At 39.3% G+C, this 21,378-nt stretch carries 20 protein-coding genes; 7 read left to right on the top strand and 13 right to left on the bottom strand.

Translation table 11 applies throughout. From position 1 onward, the window contains the following. Positions 1-42 precede the first annotated feature (42 nt). From F948_RS11490 to F948_RS11480, 3 genes are all read right to left on the bottom strand, one after another. Positions 43-627, bottom strand: coding sequence for a dual specificity protein phosphatase family protein (locus tag F948_RS11490; protein ID WP_171057530.1), 585 nt, complete (start codon positions 625-627; stop codon positions 43-45). Between the two features lies 1 nt (position 628). After that, a complete protein-coding gene (locus F948_RS11485) occupies positions 629-1,438 on the bottom strand; it encodes an MBL fold metallo-hydrolase (RefSeq protein ID WP_004963997.1) in 810 nt (269 codons plus the stop codon). A 229-nt stretch (positions 1,439-1,667) separates the two neighbouring features. Next, positions 1,668-2,303 (bottom strand): peroxiredoxin, encoded by a 636-nt coding sequence (locus tag F948_RS11480; RefSeq protein WP_004963994.1) that lies wholly within the window; start codon positions 2,301-2,303, stop codon positions 1,668-1,670. 335 nt (positions 2,304-2,638) lie between these two features. Between F948_RS11480 and secA the strand changes: the two genes are divergently transcribed. Together secA and F948_RS11470 are read left to right on the top strand one after the other, a co-directional pair. After that, the gene (gene secA / locus F948_RS11475) at positions 2,639-5,374 is read left to right on the top strand and encodes a preprotein translocase subunit SecA (RefSeq protein ID WP_004908854.1); all 2,736 of its coding nucleotides are present in this window, start codon (positions 2,639-2,641) and stop codon (positions 5,372-5,374) included. 137 nt (positions 5,375-5,511) lie between these two features. After that, positions 5,512-5,931 (top strand): hypothetical protein, encoded by a 420-nt coding sequence (locus F948_RS11470; RefSeq protein ID WP_004963991.1) that lies wholly within the window; start codon positions 5,512-5,514, stop codon positions 5,929-5,931. 51 nt (positions 5,932-5,982) lie between these two features. Here F948_RS11470 and lpxO read toward each other — a convergent pair whose 3' ends face one another. The 3 genes from lpxO to trhA form a co-directional block, all read right to left on the bottom strand. Continuing rightward, a complete protein-coding gene (gene lpxO, locus F948_RS11465; protein WP_017397444.1) occupies positions 5,983-6,888 on the bottom strand; it encodes a lipid A hydroxylase LpxO in 906 nt (301 codons plus the stop codon). 154 nt (positions 6,889-7,042) lie between these two features. Further along, positions 7,043-8,353, bottom strand: a complete 1,311-nt coding sequence (locus F948_RS11460; RefSeq protein WP_004963984.1) for an MFS transporter — start codon at positions 8,351-8,353, stop codon at positions 7,043-7,045. 111 nt (positions 8,354-8,464) lie between these two features. Beyond that, positions 8,465-9,106 carry a PAQR family membrane homeostasis protein TrhA gene (gene trhA, locus F948_RS11455; protein WP_004950465.1) on the bottom strand — a complete coding sequence of 214 codons (642 nt, stop codon included), beginning with the start codon at positions 9,104-9,106 and terminating at the stop codon, positions 8,465-8,467. A 100-nt stretch (positions 9,107-9,206) separates the two neighbouring features. On the opposite strand from trhA, the gene F948_RS11450 reads away from it, so the two are divergent. Further along, positions 9,207-10,421, top strand: coding sequence for a class I SAM-dependent methyltransferase (locus F948_RS11450; RefSeq protein ID WP_004963982.1), 1,215 nt, complete (start codon positions 9,207-9,209; stop codon positions 10,419-10,421). A 16-nt stretch (positions 10,422-10,437) separates the two neighbouring features. Then, positions 10,438-10,869 (top strand): GNAT family N-acetyltransferase, encoded by a 432-nt coding sequence (locus F948_RS11445; protein ID WP_004963978.1) that lies wholly within the window; start codon positions 10,438-10,440, stop codon positions 10,867-10,869. A 60-nt stretch (positions 10,870-10,929) separates the two neighbouring features. Here the strand turns inward: F948_RS11445 and F948_RS11440 are convergent, their stop codons facing one another. From F948_RS11440 to F948_RS11420, 5 genes are all read right to left on the bottom strand, one after another. Continuing rightward, positions 10,930-11,166 (bottom strand): hypothetical protein, encoded by a 237-nt coding sequence (locus F948_RS11440; RefSeq protein ID WP_004963976.1) that lies wholly within the window; start codon positions 11,164-11,166, stop codon positions 10,930-10,932. 280 nt (positions 11,167-11,446) lie between these two features. Continuing rightward, entirely contained in the window at positions 11,447-12,301 is an 855-nt protein-coding gene (locus F948_RS11435) for a patatin-like phospholipase family protein (RefSeq protein WP_004963974.1), read from the bottom strand. Positions 12,302-12,367: 66 nt separating this feature from the next. After that, positions 12,368-12,592 (bottom strand): hypothetical protein, encoded by a 225-nt coding sequence (locus tag F948_RS11430; RefSeq protein ID WP_004963971.1) that lies wholly within the window; start codon positions 12,590-12,592, stop codon positions 12,368-12,370. Between the two features lie 160 nt (positions 12,593-12,752). Continuing rightward, positions 12,753-14,888 carry a 3-hydroxyacyl-CoA dehydrogenase NAD-binding domain-containing protein gene (locus F948_RS11425; protein WP_004963968.1) on the bottom strand — a complete coding sequence of 712 codons (2,136 nt, stop codon included), beginning with the start codon at positions 14,886-14,888 and terminating at the stop codon, positions 12,753-12,755. Between the two features lie 10 nt (positions 14,889-14,898). Then, entirely contained in the window at positions 14,899-16,104 is a 1,206-nt protein-coding gene (locus F948_RS11420) for an acetyl-CoA C-acetyltransferase (RefSeq protein ID WP_004908831.1), read from the bottom strand. 178 nt (positions 16,105-16,282) lie between these two features. Between F948_RS11420 and F948_RS11415 the strand changes: the two genes are divergently transcribed. After that, the gene (locus tag F948_RS11415) at positions 16,283-16,822 is read left to right on the top strand and encodes an AAA family ATPase (protein ID WP_004908830.1); all 540 of its coding nucleotides are present in this window, start codon (positions 16,283-16,285) and stop codon (positions 16,820-16,822) included. A gap of 146 nt (positions 16,823-16,968) precedes the next feature. Here the strand turns inward: F948_RS11415 and F948_RS11410 are convergent, their stop codons facing one another. Both F948_RS11410 and F948_RS11405 read right to left on the bottom strand, forming a co-directional pair. After that, positions 16,969-17,433: a GNAT family N-acetyltransferase gene (locus tag F948_RS11410; protein WP_004908828.1), complete on the bottom strand. Its 465-nt coding sequence runs from the start codon at positions 17,431-17,433 to the stop codon at positions 16,969-16,971. A gap of 95 nt (positions 17,434-17,528) precedes the next feature. Beyond that, the gene (locus F948_RS11405; protein ID WP_004908826.1) at positions 17,529-18,542 is read right to left on the bottom strand and encodes an AraC family transcriptional regulator; all 1,014 of its coding nucleotides are present in this window, start codon (positions 18,540-18,542) and stop codon (positions 17,529-17,531) included. Positions 18,543-18,756: 214 nt separating this feature from the next. On the opposite strand from F948_RS11405, the gene F948_RS11400 reads away from it, so the two are divergent. Both F948_RS11400 and F948_RS11395 read left to right on the top strand, forming a co-directional pair. Beyond that, positions 18,757-19,875: a CaiB/BaiF CoA transferase family protein gene (locus tag F948_RS11400; protein WP_004963966.1), complete on the top strand. Its 1,119-nt coding sequence runs from the start codon at positions 18,757-18,759 to the stop codon at positions 19,873-19,875. Positions 19,876-20,007: 132 nt separating this feature from the next. Continuing rightward, positions 20,008-21,252 carry a carbohydrate porin gene (locus F948_RS11395; protein ID WP_004963964.1) on the top strand — a complete coding sequence of 415 codons (1,245 nt, stop codon included), beginning with the start codon at positions 20,008-20,010 and terminating at the stop codon, positions 21,250-21,252. Positions 21,253-21,378 lie beyond the last annotated feature (126 nt).

Raw genomic sequence — 21,378 nt, 5'->3', positions numbered from 1 at the left:
TTTTTGCCAAGAAAATCCACCTCTCAAGTGAGTGTTTAAGTTTTAACTTGAAGGGTTGGATAATTGCTGCTGAATCCATTGTACATTTTCTGAGGTAAATAGATTTTCAATGTTTTTCCAAATGATATGGTAGCCATATCCTCCTTGTTTCATTTCTTTGACTGCATTTTCAATTGACCAATTTTCAAAAATAATACGATACATCGCAATGGTTGCACCTGTTCGATCTGATCCGTGATAACAATGAACAAGGACTTTTTGATTATTATTTTTTGCAATCTGAATAGCCTGCATTGCTTGAAGTAAGTCTTGGCGATTAATTGCCCATGTTTGAATTGGTATGTGTACTAAATTTAGCGATTGATTTTGGAGTACTTTTGCATCTTCATTTCGAGCTCTTAAATTGATCACCGTTTCAATCTGATATTTTTTTAGTAAAGGTATTAATTCGGAATTGGGTTGTTCACTGCGATAAACATCCTGACTGATCTGATAAAAATTATGCGTATCCGAGATTAAAGCCCCCCAATTTTGAGGGCGTTGAGATTGCTCTATACTCGGATGTGTCATACATCCATTTAGACTTAATGTTGAAACAACAAAAACAGTAATAAATATTCTTTTCATTTTATTGATAGCGATTAAATTCATAAGGGTCGTGGGCACAAATTAACTCAATCCTGGGTTCATGTTGAGCGAGATATTGTAACTGTTTAAGGTTTTGCAAACGTAGTTGGTTATCTTCAGCCAATAACCGTTCAGTGAAATCTAAAGCTCTGAGTTTGTTTTTTGGGTTTAGCTCAAGATGGGTGTAATAGGCATCGCCACAGAACAACATCCAGCCATCGGCCTTTTTAATCGCAATTCCACAGTGCCCAGCGGTATGCCCAATCAAGGGAATCATTAAAATTTCATCGTGAAATAACGGAAGCCCTTTAACTTTTTGCAAGTTAAACCATGGCTCGCCATCATTATGTTCAGCAAAGTTCCAATAGCGATGCTGTTTAAACTGTTCAGTCTTATAACGAAGTTTGCCTTTGGTTGTAAGTGATTGAGTGGCATTAAACTCCGCCGCTAAGAGATGCACTGTTGCATTTGGAAAATCAGAAATTCCACCAGCATGATCAAAATCTAGATGGGTCACAAAAATATGTTTTACATCACTCGGGTTAAAACCAAGTCGCTGTATCTGCTGAATGGCAGTTAGTTTTAGGTTGGGTACAATTGAGCCAAATTGTTTAAGTAAACTCCCTAATCGCTGTTCAGTATGCAGATAGTCTTGAAGTCCTAAGCCTGTATCAATTAAGACTAGACCGCGATCAGTTTCAATGAGGAGACAATGACAGACTAGATGTGCTTTCCAACCTTTTTGACCAAACAGCGGGGCGCAAACTGGACAGAAACTTCCACAGTGCAAATGATGAATGTTATAAATCATAGCATTCTTATTTTATTAAAGTTTAAGATTTCTCTTATAACGTATCAAATAAGAAAACTAAAATGAAATTTTATAAGCTTAAAAAAATGCCTATCGATATGATAGGCGCTGGAGTTAGAAAAATAGAATTTTGTTTTAATAAGTGGTTTGGTAAGGTACGTTGAGTATTTCTATACGACGTATCTCATCAGTCTTGCACTTCGCTCAAAACCTTGAATTAGCTTCAATCTTACTCAGGCTGAGGAGTGAGACGTAAATAAGGTTTTACAGCAGTGTAACCCTTTGGAAAACGTTGTTTAATTTCCTCCTCATCTTTGAGTGATGGGACAATAACAACATCCTCTCCGTGCTGCCAGTTTGCTGGGGTCGCCACTTTGTGATGATCTGTCAACTGTAATGAGTCAATTACACGTAATACCTCATTAAAGTTTCGACCTGTTGATGCAGGATAGGTAATAATCAAACGAACCTTTTTATTGGGATCAATAATGATCAATGAGCGCACGGTTAGGGTTTCACTGGCATTAGGATGGATAAAATCATATAGCTCTGAAACTTTACGATCTTTGTCTGCAATAATTGGGAAATTCACCGTTGTGTTTTGAGTTTCATTGATATCCTGAATCCAGCTTTTATGTGATTCCACATCATCCACAGATAAAGCGATTGCTTTTATGCCTCGTTTTGTGAATTGATCTTTGAGCTTTGCGGTGAACCCCAGTTCTGTCGTACAAACAGGTGTAAAATCAGCAGGATGTGAAAATAGAATCCCCCAGTGGTTACCTAGAAACTCATAAAAATCAATTCTTCCTTCGCTCGATTCTTGTTGGAAATTTGGAGCAATATCACCTAAACGTAATGTCATACTTCGTCCTTAGAACATTTTTAATCTTATGTGTGTTGGATTAATATGCGCTAGAAGGCTTAGAAGTAAAAATATTGTTTTTTGATGTTTTTATGAGTTTAAAAGATATAGAGTTTAGTTTGGTTGGAAAATTGATCGGAAATTCACATTTTAGTCGATGTAACTTATAGTCAAATTTGCTACATTAACTGACTTTGGTTGCTTGTGGTCAGAATTGCCTCGCAGATTTTTTTACCTGTTTGGATGTAAAGCCCTTGTAGTTCTTATTTCTGACTCCATAATAACAGCTAAGAAAAAATTACCTATTTAAACAAACAGGATTAGAGAGTTTATTCATGTTGGCAAGTCTGATCGGAGGTATCTTCGGTACTAAAAATGAGCGTGAGCTCAAACGCATGCGTAAAATTGTTGAACAAATCAATGCGCTTGAACCGACGATATCTGCTCTTAACGATGCAGACCTTTCTGCAAAAACTCAAGAATTCAAAGAAAGATTTAAAAACGGTGAAAGCCTAAATAAATTATTACCTGAAGCATTTGCAGTTTGTCGTGAAGCCGCAAAACGCGTGATGGGAATGCGTCACTATGATGTTCAGTTGATTGGTGGTATCACACTGCACGAAGGCAAAATTGCTGAGATGCGTACAGGTGAAGGTAAAACCCTGATGGGTACTTTAGCGTGTTACCTCAATGCATTGAGTGGTCAGGGTGTGCATGTCATCACCGTCAATGACTATCTTGCACAACGTGATGCTGAACTCAACCGCCCATTATTTGAGTTTTTGGGTTTAAGCATCGGTGTGATTTATTCGATGCAAATGCCTGCTGAGAAAGCACAAGCTTATTTGGCAGACATTACTTACGGTACGAACAACGAATTTGGCTTTGATTATCTTCGTGACAACATGGTGTTTTCTCTACAAGAGAAAAAACAACGTGGTTTAAGTTATGCGATCATCGATGAAGTAGACTCGATCTTAATTGATGAAGCACGTACACCATTGATTATTTCAGGTCAAAGTGAAGATTCATCGCATTTATATCAGTTAATCAATAGCATTCCTCCAACATTAAAACCTCAGAAAGAAGAAAAAGTGGCTGATGGCGGACACTTCTGGGTTGATGAGAAACAACGCTCAGTTGAAATGACTGAGGTTGGTTACGAGACTGTTGAGCAAGAGTTAATCCGTATGGGATTACTTGCTGAGGGTGAAAGTCTTTATTCTGCTGCGAACCTAAATCTGGTTCACCATGTCACTGCTGCGATTCGTGCGCATTATCTATACCAAAAGAACGTTCACTACATTATTGGCATTAATCCTCAGACTCAAAAAGAAGAAGTGATTATTGTTGATGAAAGTACGGGTCGTACGATGCCTGGTCGTCGTTGGTCTGAAGGTTTACACCAAGCGGTTGAAGCCAAAGAAAATATGGAAATTCAGCCTGAAAACCAAACTTTGGCAACCACAACTTTCCAGAACTATTTCCGTTTATATAAAAAACTTTCAGGTATGACAGGTACAGCTGATACTGAAGCTGCTGAAATGAAAGAAATCTATGGTTTAGATGTTGTTATTATCCCAACTCACCGTCCGATGGTGCGTAAGGATCACAACGACTTAATTTATTTAAATCGTAACGGTAAATACAACGCAATTATCGAAGAAATTACCAATATTCGTAAGCAGGGTGTTGCGCCGATTTTGATCGGTACTGCAACGATTGAGGCGAGTGAAATTTTATCTGCAAAGTTATTACAAGCAGGTATTCAACACGAAGTCCTCAATGCAAAACAACATGAGCGTGAGGCGGACATTATTGCTCAAGCAGGTAGTCCAAACGCCGTAACGATTGCAACAAACATGGCAGGTCGTGGTACGGATATTTTGCTTGGTGGTAACTGGAAAGCCAAACTCGCAAAAATTGAAAATCCTACGCCAGAAGATGAAGCTCGTTTACAAGCGCAGTGGGAAAAAGATCACGAAGATGTATTGAACTCAGGTGGTTTGCATATTATTGGTTCAGAGCGCCATGAATCACGTCGTATTGATAACCAGCTACGTGGTCGTGCGGGTCGTCAGGGTGACCCTGGTGTTTCTCGCTTCTACTTATCGCTTGAAGATGATTTGATGCGTATCTTTGCGGGTGATCGTGTTGTTGCCATGATGCGTGCAATGGGCTTACAGGAAAATGAAGCCATTGAACATAAAATGGTGAGTCGTTCTATTGAAAATGCACAGCGTAAAGTTGAAGCACGTAACTTTGATATTCGTAAAAACTTATTGAAGTATGATGATGTAAATAATGAACAACGTAAAATTATTTACTCACAACGTGATGAGATTTTGGCAGAAAGTACATTACAAGATTATATCGAAGAGATGCATAAAGAGGTGATGAAAGGTGTTATCGCGAACTTCATTCCACCTGAATCTATCCATGATCAATGGGATATTCCTGGTCTAGAAACCGCTTTACGTACGGATTTAGGTATCGAGCTTCCTGTACAGCAATGGTTAGATCAAGATCGCCGCTTGGATGAGGAAGGTCTGATTGCACGTATTTCTGATGAAGTGATTTCACGTTATCGTCAACGCCGTACGCAAATGGGTGATGAATCTGCTGCGATGTTAGAGCGTCACTTTATGCTGAACTCTTTAGATCGCCATTGGAAAGATCATTTAGCTGCGATGGATTATTTACGTCAGGGTATCCACTTGCGTGGCTATGCTCAGAAAAATCCAGAGCAGGAATATAAGAAAGAAGCATTTAATTTGTTTGTGAACATGTTGGGTATCATCAAATCAGACGTTGTGACTGATTTATCTCGTGTTCATGTACCAACAGCAGAAGAATTGGCTGAGCTTGAAGCACAACAACAACGTCAAGCTGAATCAATGCGTTTATCATTTGAACATGATGATGTAGATGGTTTAACGGGTGAAGTGACTGCATCTGAAGAGCCTGAATATACAGTGAATAATGCTCCATTCCCAGTTCCAGAAAGCCGCAATGCACCGTGTCCTTGTGGTTCGGGATTAAAATACAAACAGTGTCACGGTAAAATCTAAACTCCGATACCGTTTGATATAAAAGCAGGGTTAATCCCTGCTTTTTTACGAGAAGTAACTTGAGTCGTTAAGTGCTTTATAGTTTCATTATTCAATAGAATGACTTTGACTGAATTCGCATGAAACGCGGGAAGACGATGAAAAAACCATTACAACTTTTAATTTTAGCGAGTGTTGCGGTATCAAGTGTAGGCTTTGCTAATGAAGCACCACAAGCAACGACCACAACCACAGTAGACAAAGTACTTGCAGCAAAAGGCGCGACGACAGCTGAAGCTCAAGTTAAACGTGAAGTAACTACAGTAATCAGCCCTCGTACAGGGATTCGATATATACTTGGAGATACAGGGAATCGCCCAATTGTTTTGCAAACAGCGGCTATCGCACCTGCTAACTCTGCCAATATCAATCGTATCGTAGCTGCTAACCCGGCATTATCTGCAAAGAGTCAGGAAAAGGCGAAGATCGCACTCATCGGTGAAGCTGCAGTACAAGCTGCTGATGCAGCCGCTGCTCAAACAGCAAGTGCTCAAGCACCACAAGCTACCAATCAATAAAAGTTTCAACAAAAAAGGAGATGCAGATGCATCTCCTTTTTTTACAGCTAATTAAAGAAAGCTAGGTAATAAAATCAGACCAATAATGATTGCAAACATCAGCCATTTTGCAAGATAGTAAACTCTACGATTACGTTGTTTTAAACCACGACCATAATGATGTACGGCATAGCCATACTTGAAAATTCGATTGATAAAACCTGTTTTATCTTGATCATCATTCGGTGAACTTGCCGCTGACATAACATTGCGACCAAACCAATGATTGATCTTCTGAGCCCAGCCCCATTTCATTGGACGCTCGATGTCACAGAATAAAATAATACGGGTCTGATCCGTTTTATTTTCAGCCCAATGCACAAAAGTCTCATCAAAAACAGTTGCTTCACCATCGCGCCAGCTATAGCGTTCTTGATCAACTTCAATAAAACAGTCATCGCTGTTTGGTGTTACTAAACCTAAATGATAACGAACTGAACCCGCATAAGGATCACGATGTTTACCTAAATAACTTCCAGATGGAAGTTCAGTAAACATTGCTGCTTTTACTGAAGGAATACTTTCTAACAAGGCAACTGTCTTAGGGCAAAGTTGTTGAGCTGATGGATGGCTAGCTTGATACCATTTTAAATAAAAACGTTTCCAACCACGTTTGAAGAAGGTATTAAAACCTGCATCGTTATTCTTTTCAGCTGCTTTAATTTGATTTTGTAGCTGGATTGCTTCTTCACGGATTACTTGCCAATTGTCCTGTAATGGTTTGAGCTCAGGAAACTGCGCCACATCAAAGAATGGTTGGTTCGGTAATTTGGAGAAACCAGTCATAAACATATTAACTGGTGCTAGAAATGTCGAATGGTCGAATAATTGTCGAGATGCTTTTAATCGTTCTTTGCCACGATAATAAGTATATAAAAAACTGACCAAAAATACGGCAACGATAATCACTGCGTACATGAGCACAATCATCTAAAAAAAGGGAGTCGCGTATTTTAGCACAAAAAATATTAGCGGGAGAGATGTTGTAGCGTTTGAAAAAGGGTGAGTGGAATTGCCCGACAAATGGTTTGAGTGAACCTCTTATGACGTTCACTCAATAAGAACATATAGATTAGACTTGGTTATTTACATCATCGTGTTTGGTTTCACGGATGAACAAAAACGCGATTAATGAAAGAATTGACGCTAAACTTAAATACATTCCTACAGCATCTAAACCATAGCTTTCAGCGAGTTTGGTCGCAATGTAAGGGGCAAAGGATGCACCAAAAATACCTGCCAAGTTGAAGGTTAATGCTGAACCTGTATAACGGACTGATGTTGGAAAAATCTCAGAAAGTACAGTTCCAATCGGTCCGTAAGTGAGTCCCATGATTGAGAGACCAATACATAAAAATAGGAACACAAGTAATGGGCTACCTGACCCTAAAAGTGGCGCAAAACAAAGTCCAAATAAGGCTGATAAGATACAGATAGCAACCGATGTATTTTTACGTCCAAACTTTTCAGCAAGAATCGCTGAAACAGGAATGAAAGCTGCAAAGCAAAGTGTTGCGATCAATTGTAATTCAAGGAAATCGCCGCGAGCATATCCCAGTTTTGTTGTACCCCAGTTGAGAGCAAAAACAGTTGTGAGATAGAACACGACAAAAGTACAAATCGCAGCAACAGTACCCAAGACCAACATTGGGAAATGCTTCGTCATGACCTCTTTGAATGGGACATTAACTTCTTTTTGTTTGTCTAAAACCTTTTGGAATGCAGGAGTCTCATGCAATTTCAGACGGATATAGAGACCAACCAGAACCAACACCGCACTTGAGACGAATGGAATACGCCAGCCCCAAGTCATGAAATCTTGTTCTGACATAAAAGCATTCAATAATAGGAAAGAACCTGTTGAGAGGATAAAACCAATCGGGGCGCCCAGTTGAGGGAACATGCCATACCATGCACGTTTGCCTTCAGGTGCATTTTCAGTCGCCAGTAGAACAGCACCACTCCATTCACCACCAAGACCGAGACCTTGACCTAAACGGCATAAAGCTAATAGTAAAGGAGCTGCAAGACCAATTTGTGCATAGGTTGGCAGCAAACCGATACAAACGGTTGATATCCCCATAGTGAGTAAAGCTGCGACTAAAGTTGCTTTACGTCCAATTCGATCTCCCAAATGTCCAAAAATTGCGGCTCCGATCGGGCGAGCAATAAAGGCAATTGCAAAAGTTGCGAGGGATTTTAGTACAGCGGCACCATCACTACTTTCTGGGAAAAATAAATGAGGAAAAATTAAAACGGCTGCAGTTGCGTAGATATAGAAGTCAAAAAACTCAATCGTGGTACCCACGAGACTGGCAAATAATACCCTTGTTTTTGAATTGCTTGCCACTTCGGGGGTGACAGTCGTAGTGCTAGACGACATACGAGACCTTATTTTATTTGATCAAGACACAGAAATATGGACTTGAGAATTCCTTGAATGCATAGTCTACTCATGAAACTAGTGTCATTTCTTTTGGCCTGTTGACAGGAGTTAAAGTACATAACAGTAGATTGCAAGAAAGTGTAAACCTGCCCCTATTAGCACAAATACATGCCAAATTGCGTGGGTATATCTTACCTTTTTTAAAGCATAAAACAATGTGCCGACAGTATAAGCAAGCCCACCCGCAATCAATAACTGGATTGCTTCTTTTGATAGATAACGTTGCATATCATCCATAACCAACACGGCTAACCACCCCATGATGATATAGGCAGCCAAAGATACTTTTTGAAAACGATGAATTAGGATCAGTTTAAATACCGTCCCAATCAAGGCGATGATCCATAGCGCAATTAATAAATAATGTGCTTTCGCTGTCGGGATTGCGATACTTAGAAAGGGGGTATATGTTCCTGCAATCAGATAATAAATCGCAGTATGGTCAAGTTTTTTATACCAGTAGCGTTTCATTCCATCTTGAGAGAAATGGTAAAGCATAGAACTGCTGAGGAGTAATACAAGACTGAACCCATATACCCATAAACTCATCCATTGTCCGAAAGGTAGTCCATATCCTTTGATAATTAGAAACACCGATGCAATTAGCGCCAGAGCTGCCCCAATCCCGTGACTATAGGCATTAATTAATTCTTCTTTGGGATCATAATTGGTTAGAAAATTAGCGTTCATTGAGCTTCTAATAGTATAAAAATACAACTGTATCGTAATGCAATTTCCCTTTTAAAGTAAGACGCTATAAAATTTAGTTTCTATTTGTCAGGTTTTCACTATGTTTGCGCCCAAATTTTCCTTTGAACAAGAACAGCAATTTTTCTTGGAGATTCAGCAATCTATTGGAAACAATAGTTTTGACCGATTGATCTTGAGTCAATACAAGGGCGAAATGACAGATTTAGAAAAAATGACTTTTCGCATTATTGAACTGCAAAATCAAAGTATGCTGTCCTGTTTATATCATTATAAAACGCAAGATATTACTAAGAATTATCCGATTGAAGAGGGATTAGAGAAAATAGCCGAGCTGTTGGTTCAGTCGAAACAAGCCAATCTATTTACAATGCATCAAGATATTCAACTGAAAAAAAACAAAAAGAAAGCCATGTTGAATGCACAGAAAAAGCAAATCAGTGTAAACCAAGTTCAACAGCATCATGATCGTGAAAAACATCGATTTGTTCAGCAACGAAGTCCATTTCTTAAACATCTTGGAATTACCGATGAAAAGGCACAACTCATTCCAAGTATGGCGCGCAAGTGGAAACAGATTAATAAGTTTATTGAAATTTTTTCAAATGCTTATGAGCAAATTGATGCTTCTCAACAAGAACTTAATATTGTTGATTTTGGTTCAGGAAAAGGTTATTTAACTTTTGCTTTGTATGATTATTTATTAGAGCAAAATAAAACCCCGTTAATCACAGGTGTTGAACTGCGTTCGAATCTTGTACAGTTTTGCCAAAAAGTTGCAGATGATGTTGGCTTTAATCATCTTGATTTCTTTGAAGGTGACGTGCGGAGCTATGCCCCAGAAAAGCTAGATGTCATGATTGCACTACATGCTTGTGATGTAGCAACCGACTTTGCAATTCATACAGGAATTCGTCTGAATGCCTCAATGATCATGTGTGCGCCATGTTGCCATAAAGAGTTGCGACCTCAATTAAAAAGCCCAGAGGTTTTACAACCGATGCTTCAGTTTGGCATTCATGCAGGGCAGCAGGCAGAAATGCTGACAGATACATTGCGTGCTTTGTTGCTTAAGGCTTACGGCTATGAAACTAAAGTTTTTGAATTCGTTTCACTGGAACATACCAGTAAAAATAAGATGATTTTAGCGACCAAGCGTAAAGATGTTCAGCAGCCTGATCCGAAAATTATGCAGCAAATTCAAGCCTTAAAACAGATGTATGGTATCCAAAAACAAAGCTTAGAATTGCTGTTACAAGATCAAATGCCGATCGAAAATTTAGGTTGTAAGTGCTAATTAAGCTGAGATCGAGATGTTTAGAGTTCAAAGTGGTCACTGGGATAAGTTAGAGCAAGACGCAAAGTTCATTCGAAAACAAGTTTTTATAATTGAGCAGAATATTCCTGAAGAAGAGGAGTGGGATGATCAAGATATGATTTCAGATCATTTTGTTGTCTATGATCAAGATCAACCAATTGCAACTGCGCGTTTATTACAAAACAATAGTGTAGGGCGTGTGGCTGTACTCAAAGCTTATCGCGGACAAGGAATTGGAAGTATGATTATGTTAGAGATTATTCGGCAAGCACATCAACAAGATCGAAAATTTCTTCACTTATCCTCACAAGTTCACGCCATCTCATTCTATGAAAAATTAGGATTTTCGATACAAGGGGATGCATACGATGAGTGTGGAATTCCTCATATAAAAATGCAGTTGGTGATTGAAACTAAAAATCACTGAAACGAAGAGTTAGATCATAACTTGCTCGATCGACGATCAGATCGAGCAAGTTATATTTCTTTATTGGTGTTGCTGATGTTGGGTTTCAACCTCTGAGCTTGCTTGAGCATTTTCTTGAGCGATTGCTTTTTGTTGTTCTGCTGCTCGCTGTGCTCCAGGCATATAATCTGGTTCATTGCTCATAGCTAAGTAGAAGAAACTGAGAAAAATTGTACTAAGTACCCCAACGATAATGACAAATTTCCAACCTAATACGGTTTCACTTGAATCGTTGTGAGAGTTTGAGCGATTACTCATAGAAAATTCCAAAAATAAAATAAATAAAAAACTTGCTAGAACAACATCATTTAATCAATTTGATAAAAAGCCTAAACATTATATGGTTTTATAGTTTGTTTTGGGGTGTCTGATGATTTGTATTATTGATTGAAACTTGAAAGTTGATTTGCAAAAAAGAATAGTCTGAAATTAATAATTAGGGCTAAATCTAAGTTATTATTTAGAATAAGATACGATTTTAATAAGATTCCAAGTCTTCAATGTTATAGTATTCAAAGACTTGGAGTAAGCGAGATGATTATAGGGCTTTCCAATCTTCAATAGCTTTGAAGCCTGTTTCTAGACCAATATCATAACCATAACGAATCTTGGCTTTATTCTTGGTGAGTCGACCCGCCATATGTTTTAAGTCGGGTGGGCAAACCTCCAATATTTTTTGTTCAGATGCTGTTCTAACAAATTGAACAGATTCATTATAGCGTTGAGTTCTTGCTAATAAACTTTTGGCAAAACCATGTCGTTGCTTGAATGCATACCTTGCAAGTAGTTGATCACCTTTACTACTGGCTTTGTAGTAATTTTTGGGGCGAGTTCTCAGTACCATGAGTTTAGATACATTAGTTTGTTTCGCCGTCCAAAGTACGGGGAGAGCATCTGCGACTCCGCCATCAAAGTAGGGTTCACCAAAAACTTCTACTGCTTGACGGGTAAGCACAGGAATAGAACTTGATGCACGTAATCCATCGAGAATGTTGTCTTTGGAGGCTTTGATATATGTTGCATCTCCTGAGATAGCATGGGTCAATACCATGTAGAACTCAGGATGATTGGCAAATAATTGAGCTTGATTGAGTGGATTTTCTTTTTCAACCACGTCCCACATCCATTTCAAATCAAGTAAGTCACCACCTTTGAAGAAGCGTCCATAATGAATGAATTCAGATCGAAGAGAATGATCTAGATAGATTTGTAGGGTGCGACCTTGTTGAGCTGCGAGGTAATTAGCGACATTGGTAGAACCAGATGAAACACCAACACAAAGATCAAATGGATTAAATTGTTGCAGTAAAAATGCATCTAAGACACCGCTGGTAAATGCGCCGCGCATTCCACCACCTTCAACGACCAGTGCTTGACGATTTTGGTGAAGCATTCAATATCTCGAATAGGATGATAAATCCCTGTTTAACACGGGGTTATCATCTTCGACAAGAATACTTTAGTGATTGTGTTGCTGATGCTCGCTATGTTGAGCTTCGCCATTTGCTGGAGATTGTGACATTTCAGCTGCTGCCGCTGTTTTTTTTTGATTCATTGGCATATAGTCAGGCTCATTATTTATGGCTAAATAAAAAATCACCATAAAGATAAAGCTTAAAATGCAAGTGATGATCAGTGCTTTCCAACCCCACGGAGAGGTTTCAGGACATAATTTCTCAGACATAAGACAAATTTCCAAAGGACAAAAAGTAAAGCAGAATTGGTGTATTTATAGCACAATTTGTGATGGATTAGACGTAATTCGGTTTTATATCAATAAATACAAAAAAGCTCATATCAGTTAAAGAAACTGATATGAGCGTAAAGTGAAGAGAGTGAAAAAATTATTGAATAATTTCTTTCTTCTGCGCTTTGTCTTTTAACAATTGTGGTGGATTGAAACGTTCACCATATTTAGCAGCCAATTCCTCTGAACGTTGTAGTGATTTTTCAATCCCATTTTGATTTAGGAATTGAATTGCACCACCAGTCCATGGAGCAAAACCGATTCCAAAAATTGAACCGACATTGGCATCAATTACTGATTCTAGAACACCTTCTTCATAGCAGCGCAAAGTATCCAGCGCTTGAACAAACAAGAAGCGATCAATCATATCTTGTTCAGAAATATCATTCGTTTTTGTCCAACGGCTGAGCCCATCCCACAAATGTTTTTTGCCATTTTCTGGATATTCATAGAAGCCTGCACCTGCTGCTTTACCTTTACGATTGAGCTCGTGAATCATGGTGTGAACCACTTCATCTACAGGGGTTTTCGGTAAGTCTTTCCCTTCAGCTTGCAATGCTTTACGCGTTTCGCTTGCTACATGCTCAGTCAGAGTTAAAGATACTTCATCCTGAATCGCAAGAGGACCAACAGGCATACCTGCTTTGAGTGCTGCCATTTCGATTTTTGCTGGATGTACACCCTCAGCAAGTAGACGCATACCTTCTTGAATGAACGTACCAAACACACGACTGGTAAAGAAACCACGACTGTCATTTACCACGATTGGTGTTTTTGCAATTTGTTGTACAAAGTCATAGGCTTTAGCTAATGTTTCAGCTGAAGTTTCTTTGCCTTTGATGATTTCGACCAATTGCATTTTGTCGACTGGGCTAAAGAAATGTAAGCCAATAAAGTTTTTAGCATCTTTACTTGCTGTTGCTAGACCTGTGATCGGTAAGGTAGACGTGTTCGATGCAAAGATTCCATCTTCCGCTAAATACTGCTCAGCTTCTTGAGTCACTTTGGCTTTGAGTTCTTGATTTTCAAATACTGCTTCAATGATTAAGTCACAGCCTTGTAGATCAGCTGCATCAGCAGTAGCCGTAATAAGCGCTAACACTTGATCACGTTTTTCTGCGGTCATACGACCTTGTGAAACACGTTTATCAAGTAGCTTTTGTGAATAAGCTTTGCCTTTCTCTGCATTTTCTACAGACACATCTTTGAGTACGACAGGAATGCCCTTGATTGCAGTTGAGTAGGCAATCCCTGCACCCATCATACCTGCACCTAAAACACCGACTTTCTTCGCTTGCCATTTAGCAACTGCAGTAGGACGACTCGCACCTGATTTAATTGCATTTAGACCATGCCAAAACGTACCGATCATGTTCTTCGACACTTGACCGACAGTCAGTTGCGTAAAGTAACGTGATTCAATACGAAGCGCGGTATCTACATCGACTTGTGCACCTTCAACTGCAGCCGCCATGATCGCTTCAGGAGCAGGGTAGCAACCTTTGGTTTTGTCACGTAGCATGGCAGGGGCAATTGCAAGCACTTGCGCAACCGCAGGCGTTTTAGGATCACCACCAGGGATTTTGTAGCCTTTCACATCAAATGGTTGCTGTGATTTTGGATTAGCTTTCACCCAAGCAATCGCTTTTTCTAACAGCTCTTGTTCATTCTCAGCTGTGTCATGTACCAAACCAAGAGATTTTGCTTTATCGACACCAAATTGCTTACCTTCCATAAGGAACGGGAATGCATTTTGTAAGCCCAGCAAACGTACCATACGGACGATACCACCACCGCCAGGAAGTAAACCTAAAGTCACTTCAGGTAAACCAAATTTAGTTTTTGGATCATTAATGGCAATACGATAATGACAACCTAAAGCGATTTCCCAGCCACCACCAAGCGCAGTGCCGTTTAAAGCTGCAACAACAGGCACACCTAAAGTTTCGATTGTGCGTAAGTCACCTTTGAGTTTTTCAATCATCTTGAAAAATTCAGTAGCGTGTTCAGGTTGTACCTGAATCAGCTCATCTAGGTCACCACCAGCAAAGAAGGTTTTCTTAGCTGAACGGAAAATAATACCTTTCAGATCAGTTTCAGCTTTAAGCTTTTGACTGACTTCATCTAAAGCATCACGGAACTCTGCATTCATGGTGTTTGCAGATTGACCAGATGAATCTAGTGTAAGAATTACAATATTGTCAGCGTTTTTTTCGTATTTAATAGCGCTCATGTTGTTCTCCTTACACCAACTCGATAATGGTAGCGATACCCATACCACCACCGACACATAATGTTGCTAGTCCACGTTTTTTACCTTGACGCTCTAATTCATCTAACAAAGTTCCTAGAATCATGGCACCAGTTGCCCCTAATGGATGTCCCATCGCAATCGCACCACCATTGACGTTGACTTTCTCAGCAGGAACTTTCAGTTCTGTAATAAAACGCATCACCACAGCTGCAAAAGCTTCATTCACTTCAAATAAATCAATATCGTCGATGCTCAAGCCTGCTTTTTCTAATGCTTTACGTGCAGCAGGGGCAGGACCAGTCAACATAATGGTTGGATCTGTACCGACCAATGCAGTTGCAAGCACCTTGGCACGAGGTTTTAAACCTTGTTCTTTGACTGCTTTTTCAGAAGCCAATAACACCACCGCAGCACCATCGACGATACCTGATGAGTTACCTGCATGATGAACGTGATTAATTTTTTGCGCTTCAGGATACTTCTGTAAAGCAACAGCATCGAAGCCCATTTGACCCATCATTTCAAAGCTAGCATTCAGTTTTGCTAGACCTTCAACTGTGGTATTTCCTTTGATAAATTCATCTTTTTCTAAGATTGTTACACCTGCATGATCTTTCACAGGCACAACTGATTTATCGAAATAACCATTTGCCTGAGCGGCAGCAGCCTTTTGTTGCGAACCGACCGCAAATGCATCTACATCTGCGCGGCTATAACCATCTAAAGTTGCGATTAAGTCTGCACCTACACCTTGTGGAACAAAAGACGATTTCAAATTGGTTTCTGGATCAAGCGCCCATGGACCACCATCAGAACCCATTGGAATGCGTGACATTGACTCCACACCGCCAGCGACCACAACATCTTCCCAACCTGAACGAACTTTTTGTGCTGCCAAGTTCACAGCTTCTAAACCAGAAGCACAGAAACGGTTGATTTGTACGCCTGCGACATCATCATTCCAACCTGCAGCAATCGCAGCAGTTTTGGCAATATCCCCACCTTGATCACCAATCGGTGTCACACAACCGAGAACGATATCATCGACTTTAGATGTGTCGAGTTGATGGCGTTGTTGTAATTCATTCAATAATGTTGTGAGTAAAGTAATTGGCTTTACTTCATGTAATGAGCCGTCTTTTTTTCCTTTTCCGCGTGGTGTGCGAATGGCATCAATAATATAGGCCTCGCTCATAGCTGTTCCTTGTATTGCCTTAAATTAAAATCATTGTGCTTCGAGTGTACTCAATTTAAGTGTCAGTGCAATGATGATAAACATTGGTAAGTTTGATGTTTTTCGCCAATTCAGTTCACTATTGAATAGTTGAAATATTTAGTAAAATGCATGTCCATAATTCAACATAATTTGCTTGATGAAATTTATTAATATTATTGGTACTACGGGTTCTGGCAAATCTACGCTGGCTCGAAAGTTGGCGGAAAAATTAAAAATACAATATATCGAACTGGATGATTTGCTATGGCTAGATGATTGGCAAGAATCTTCAAATGATGCATTTTTTTGCAAACTTAAACTGAGTATGGATGCAGCATCAACGGGATGGGTGATCGATAATCTTTATTCACGCAGTATTGATATGATTTGGTCTGAGGTGGATACGGTCATTTGGCTAGATTATTCTTTTTCTGTTAACTTTTATCGTCTTACTAAACGGACTTTGTGGCGTATTTTAAGTCGTGAGCGATTATGGAAAAACTCGAATAATAGAGAGAACTTGAAAATGGTATTCTCCCAAAAATCGATTTTTTTATGGATGTTTCAGAAATATCCACAAAATAAGAAAAGGTATTTAGCGATGATGAACAACCCTAAATACCAGCACATACGATTTATTCACCTAACTTCGCCTCGGAAGACAGCTGCTTTCTTAAAACAAATAAGTGGTGATTGATAATTAGCATTAAAATCAGGGTATTGGCTATATTTTTTCAAGATAATGTTTTGGCTTTACGGCTGTAATACTTGTAATTAGATTACTTATCAATGAGTTTTTGCAAAAAACCTCTTTAAAAAAGCAGATGAAAATCTGAGATTAAACTATTGATTAGATAAATTTAGATGAAAGAATTGACTATATTCAGATTCATTATATTCAGCAAAGGCTTCACCCTCTACGAAACCAAATTTCTTGTATAGATGAATTGCTGCATCAAAGTGGGAGTCTTTCCCCGTTTCTAAACTCACTTTTTGAAAATTGCTATGTTTAGCAATTTTCAAAAGATAATCGAGTAAGTGTGTCGCTACACCTTGACGTAGATGTTGGGGATGAGTCCGCATCGATTTAAGTTCAGCATGATAGGGGTTAAGCTCTTGAATCGCACCACAACCAAGAAGCTGATCATCACGCCAAAGTGTATAAAATCGAATGGAGTCTTTTTGTAGGCTGCTGAAATCGAGTGCAAAACTATGCTCAATCGGTGTGTTCTGATGCATGCCGTGCAAATGAATGCGTATGAGGTCTTGAACTTGAGGGTCTGAAAAATCGCCTTTTTTGATTATCATTATTTATCGTGATTGTTGAGGAATATAGTGGATTAATACCATATTTTTCAACAAGTGTTCAACTTTTAAGGGTTGAACACTTTGTCTGATTTAAGTTAATTGTGATGCCCATGCAACTGGCGATATAAACCTGGGGTAACACCAGTCCATTTTTTAAAGGCACGGTGAAAGGTACTGGTTTCACTAAAGCCAACTTGTTGAGCAACATCTTCTAAAGTGAGGTTTGGAGTGAGCAATAAATGAATCGCAGCGTCACGACGTAAGGCATCTTTGACACCTTGATAGCTTTTACCTTCCGCAGCCAAACGACGACGTAATGTTTGAGGAGATAAATACAGCATAGATGCCACATCATTTAAAGTTGGCATTTCTTCGCCGATTTGGCTCTTCAATACATCACGGATACGCGAAGTGAGTGAGTTGGTATTTTTGAATTTCACTAGAAGTTGTGCTGGTGCGGCTTTTAAAAACTCTTCTAAAGTTTTTTCATCCTGACGAATAGGTAAATCTAAATAGTCTGCAGCAAATGTAATTTCTGTACGCGGTGCGTCAAACTGCATCACTGGTGCAAAAAATAGCGCATCATACTCATCTGCATGGTTAGGGCGTTCATAACCAAAATGGACGCGCTCCAAAGGTAAGCGACGTTCGATTAACCACGAAGCAAGACCATGCCAAATCATCAGCATACTTTCCGTAATAAAATGATCAGGGTCAAGTGCTTTAGGAATGTGAGGTACTAAACGAGCTTCATGTTTATCGCGCTCTAAACTTACAGACCATTCATCACCGAATAATTTGTAAAATTGTGAGGAAAGTTCGAGTGCTTGACCAAGTGTTTTCGAATGTATGATCAATTGGCACATGATCGCAAATGTACCTAAACGACGTGGTTGAACATCGAAACCAACGTGTTCGTCTTGGGTGACCATCCATAACATTTTGACAAAGCGAGTGTATTGCTCTGGGGAGATTCGAGCTTTAGGTTGACGAAGCAATTCTGCTTCAATACCGACATGTGAAAGTAATGTTTCAACGTCCATGCCTAGGCGTTTTACACCTGTTAAAGCCGCATTCACGAAGTGGATGCTGATCGTATCACGGCTCATATTGAATCCTTCAGTTTCTTTACTATTCACGATAATTGACCTAAATAACCGTCTAAAATATCTAATTGAGCAATTGACAAGAAAAAATTATTGCTCACTAAGTACATGTTAAATTGCCGAAACTATCAAGGTAAATGGCTGAACATGACATTGTTTTTGTGTTTATCCGAACCTAGTATAAAAGAAAATTTGAACAATATGAGTAAAAATTATTATGCCAACTGCTTTAAAGGGATTGAAAGTTCTAGATTTTTCTACTTTGTTGCCTGGTCCATTCGCGAGTATGTATCTTGCAGACATGGGTGCAGAAGTTATCCATGTAGAATCTCCGAGTCGTCCAGATTTGGTTCGAATCGTGCCACCTTATGCCAATGGTCAAGCCACTGCGCATAGTTATCTTAATCGAAATAAACAGTCCATTACGCTTGATCTAAAAGATGCTTCAAATATTGAGTTAATTAAAAATAAAATTTCAGAGTTTGACATCCTGCTTGAACAATTTCGACCAGATGTGATGCGTCGATTAGGGGTGGATTATGAAACGCTTGCTGAGATCAATCCTCGATTAATCTATTGTTCTATTACAGGTTACGGTCAAACAGGTGCATATAAAGATCGTGCAGGGCATGATATTAACTATCTAGCTTTAGCTGGTATTTCGGGTCATAGTGGTCGACAAGATAGTGGACCACCTCCATTGGGTGTACAGATTGCGGATGTCGCAGGAGGTTCTTTGCATGCGGTTATTGGGATTTTAGCTGCTGTAGTTGAGCGTCAGCGTAGTGGTATGGGGCAATACATAGATATTTCTATGACGGACTGTGTGGCTAGTTTAAATAGTATGGCCGCCTCAGCAAGTTTGGCTGGTCAGACACCACAAGGTCCTGAGCAAGGGATGCTGAATGGTGCTATTTTCTATGACTATTATGAAACCAAAGATGGTCGTTATTTCTCTGTAGGAAGTTTAGAACCACAGTTTATGACTGGGTTAGCTGCTGCATTAGATTTACCTATATTGATGGCAAAAGGTAGTTCTTTTGACCCCGAAGATCGTCAAGTGATTAAACAAGCCTTAAAGGAAAAGTTTAGATCCAAAGATTTTGCTGAGTGGCAATCAATTTTTTCGCAATTAGATATTTGTGTGGAGCCAGTGTTGAGCTTAGATGAAGCTTTGACTTCACCGATTGCAAAACAACGCGGTTGGGTGGTTGATGTGCCTTTATCTGAAAATGCCGATCAAACTGAGCCTCAATTAGCATGCCCAATCAAATTTTCACGTTCTCAAATGCGCTATCAATTTATCGGACAAGGTTTGGGTCAAGGAAAATGGTAGAAAATATGTGCATACAATCGCAACTTGGTAAAATATTGCACATTTAATCAAGTGATTAACATTTTGAATAAATTAATCAATTAAAAATGGGCGTAACCTTTTATATACAAAAACATAAAAGGTTACGTAAACATGACAATCTCTAAATCATGGGTTGTATCTTGTTTATCCGTTCTTTCATTGAGTCTTTTCACACATCACACTCAAGCAGCTTCTTCCGCATTTGATCCTCATGGTCAATGGCTGTTGGGTGATTGGAACGGTCAACGCACTGCGTTACAAGATCAAGGTTATAACTTTTCTGCTGATTACACAGGTGAATTTGCAGGGGTTTTAGATTCTAAACAACATTCAAGTCATGGCAGTGAATTCACTGGGCAACTGGCTTTAGGCACACACTTTGACTTAAATAAAATTTTAGGTTGGCAAGACACTGAAGCTCAAATCACGGTGACCTATCGAGATGGCCAATCATTGTCCCAAACTGCAGATGGTTTACAAGGACATCTAAGTTCTACCCAAGAAGTTTGGGGGCGTGGTCAAACTTGGCGTTTAACTGATCTATGGATCAAAAAGAAATTTTTAGATCAAACTTTAGATATTAAGGTGGGACGTTTTGGTGAAGGTGAGGATTTCAACAGTTTTAACTGTGATTTCCAAAACTTGGCATTATGTGGCTCTCAAGTCGGCAATTGGGTGGGTGATCAATGGTACAACTGGCCTGTCAGTCAATGGGCATTGCGAGTCAAATATAACCTGCAGCCAGATTTATATGCGCAAATTGGTGCGTATGAATATAACCCAGAGAACTTACAGCGTGGTAAAGGCTTTAACTTAAGTACAGATGGATCACATGGTGCGATTATTCCAGCTGAGCTGGTCTGGGCACCAAAACTTGGTCAACAATCTCTTTTAGGTGAATACCGTTTTGGTTACTACTACAGCACTGCCGATGCTGCTGAAATTGAAAACCCAAGCAAAACTGGACATAAACAAGGCGGTTGGTTTACTGCCAAACAGCAATTAACACGTCATGATGATCAATCTGATCGTGGTTTAACTGGTTTTGTGAATGTCACAGTACATGATTCAAAAACCAACTCCATCAAAGATATGCAAAATGTTGGATTGGTTTATAAAGGTCTGCTCAATCAGCGTCCACAAGATGAACTAGCACTCGGCGTAGCACGTATTCATGCCAATGACAAAAACAATCCTTTATTGGATGAAGAATACAATACTGAGTTGTATTACGGCATCCATGCAACTAATTGGTTGACCATCCGTCCAAATATTCAATATGTACACCATGTCGGTGCCTTGAAAAATGGCGATAAAACATGGGTGGGTGGTGTCAAGTTTCAAACCATTTTTTAAGTGTTTTATTCGGAGTTCTATAGCTCATGTTTGCAACTCAATCGGACTATAGAACGCTTTAGCTTTTCAATTGAATGTTAAGCGAATTGATCATTTGCTTAGTCATTCTAATAAATACAAAGATGC

The organism is Acinetobacter junii CIP 64.5, from assembly GCF_000368765.1.
In the GTDB taxonomy this organism is placed as follows: Bacteria; Pseudomonadota; Gammaproteobacteria; order Pseudomonadales; family Moraxellaceae; genus Acinetobacter; species Acinetobacter junii.
This window is presented reverse-complemented; position numbering and strand designations above follow the sequence as displayed.

What these genes read in the sequence shown, in the direction of transcription:
- F948_RS11400 (WP_004963966.1), top strand. Translation starts at nt 18,757, where the DNA reads ATGCCAACTGCTTTAAAGGGATTGAAAGTTCTAGATTTTTCTACTTTG.
- F948_RS11480 (WP_004963994.1), bottom strand. Translation starts at nt 2,303, where the DNA reads ATGACATTACGTTTAGGTGATATTGCTCCAAATTTCCAACAAGAATCG.
- F948_RS11490 (WP_171057530.1), bottom strand. Translation starts at nt 627, where the DNA reads ATGAAAAGAATATTTATTACTGTTTTTGTTGTTTCAACATTAAGTCTA.
- F948_RS11405 (WP_004908826.1), bottom strand. Translation starts at nt 18,542, where the DNA reads ATGAGCCGTGATACGATCAGCATCCACTTCGTGAATGCGGCTTTAACA.
- F948_RS11435 (WP_004963974.1), bottom strand. Translation starts at nt 12,301, where the DNA reads ATGCTTCACCAAAATCGTCAAGCACTGGTCGTTGAAGGTGGTGGAATG.
- F948_RS11485 (WP_004963997.1), bottom strand. Translation starts at nt 1,438, where the DNA reads ATGATTTATAACATTCATCATTTGCACTGTGGAAGTTTCTGTCCAGTT.
- F948_RS11425 (WP_004963968.1), bottom strand. Translation starts at nt 14,888, where the DNA reads ATGAGCGCTATTAAATACGAAAAAAACGCTGACAATATTGTAATTCTT.
- trhA (WP_004950465.1), bottom strand. Translation starts at nt 9,106, where the DNA reads ATGAACGCTAATTTTCTAACCAATTATGATCCCAAAGAAGAATTAATT.
- F948_RS11420 (WP_004908831.1), bottom strand. Translation starts at nt 16,104, where the DNA reads ATGAGCGAGGCCTATATTATTGATGCCATTCGCACACCACGCGGAAAA.
- F948_RS11450 (WP_004963982.1), top strand. Translation starts at nt 9,207, where the DNA reads ATGTTTGCGCCCAAATTTTCCTTTGAACAAGAACAGCAATTTTTCTTG.
- F948_RS11460 (WP_004963984.1), bottom strand. Translation starts at nt 8,353, where the DNA reads ATGTCGTCTAGCACTACGACTGTCACCCCCGAAGTGGCAAGCAATTCA.
- F948_RS11440 (WP_004963976.1), bottom strand. Translation starts at nt 11,166, where the DNA reads ATGAGTAATCGCTCAAACTCTCACAACGATTCAAGTGAAACCGTATTA.
- F948_RS11445 (WP_004963978.1), top strand. Translation starts at nt 10,438, where the DNA reads ATGTTTAGAGTTCAAAGTGGTCACTGGGATAAGTTAGAGCAAGACGCA.
- F948_RS11470 (WP_004963991.1), top strand. Translation starts at nt 5,512, where the DNA reads ATGAAAAAACCATTACAACTTTTAATTTTAGCGAGTGTTGCGGTATCA.
- F948_RS11415 (WP_004908830.1), top strand. Translation starts at nt 16,283, where the DNA reads ATGAAATTTATTAATATTATTGGTACTACGGGTTCTGGCAAATCTACG.
- F948_RS11410 (WP_004908828.1), bottom strand. Translation starts at nt 17,433, where the DNA reads ATGATAATCAAAAAAGGCGATTTTTCAGACCCTCAAGTTCAAGACCTC.
- lpxO (WP_017397444.1), bottom strand. Translation starts at nt 6,888, where the DNA reads ATGTACGCAGTGATTATCGTTGCCGTATTTTTGGTCAGTTTTTTATAT.
- F948_RS11395 (WP_004963964.1), top strand. Translation starts at nt 20,008, where the DNA reads ATGACAATCTCTAAATCATGGGTTGTATCTTGTTTATCCGTTCTTTCA.
- secA (WP_004908854.1), top strand. Translation starts at nt 2,639, where the DNA reads ATGTTGGCAAGTCTGATCGGAGGTATCTTCGGTACTAAAAATGAGCGT.
- F948_RS11430 (WP_004963971.1), bottom strand. Translation starts at nt 12,592, where the DNA reads ATGTCTGAGAAATTATGTCCTGAAACCTCTCCGTGGGGTTGGAAAGCA.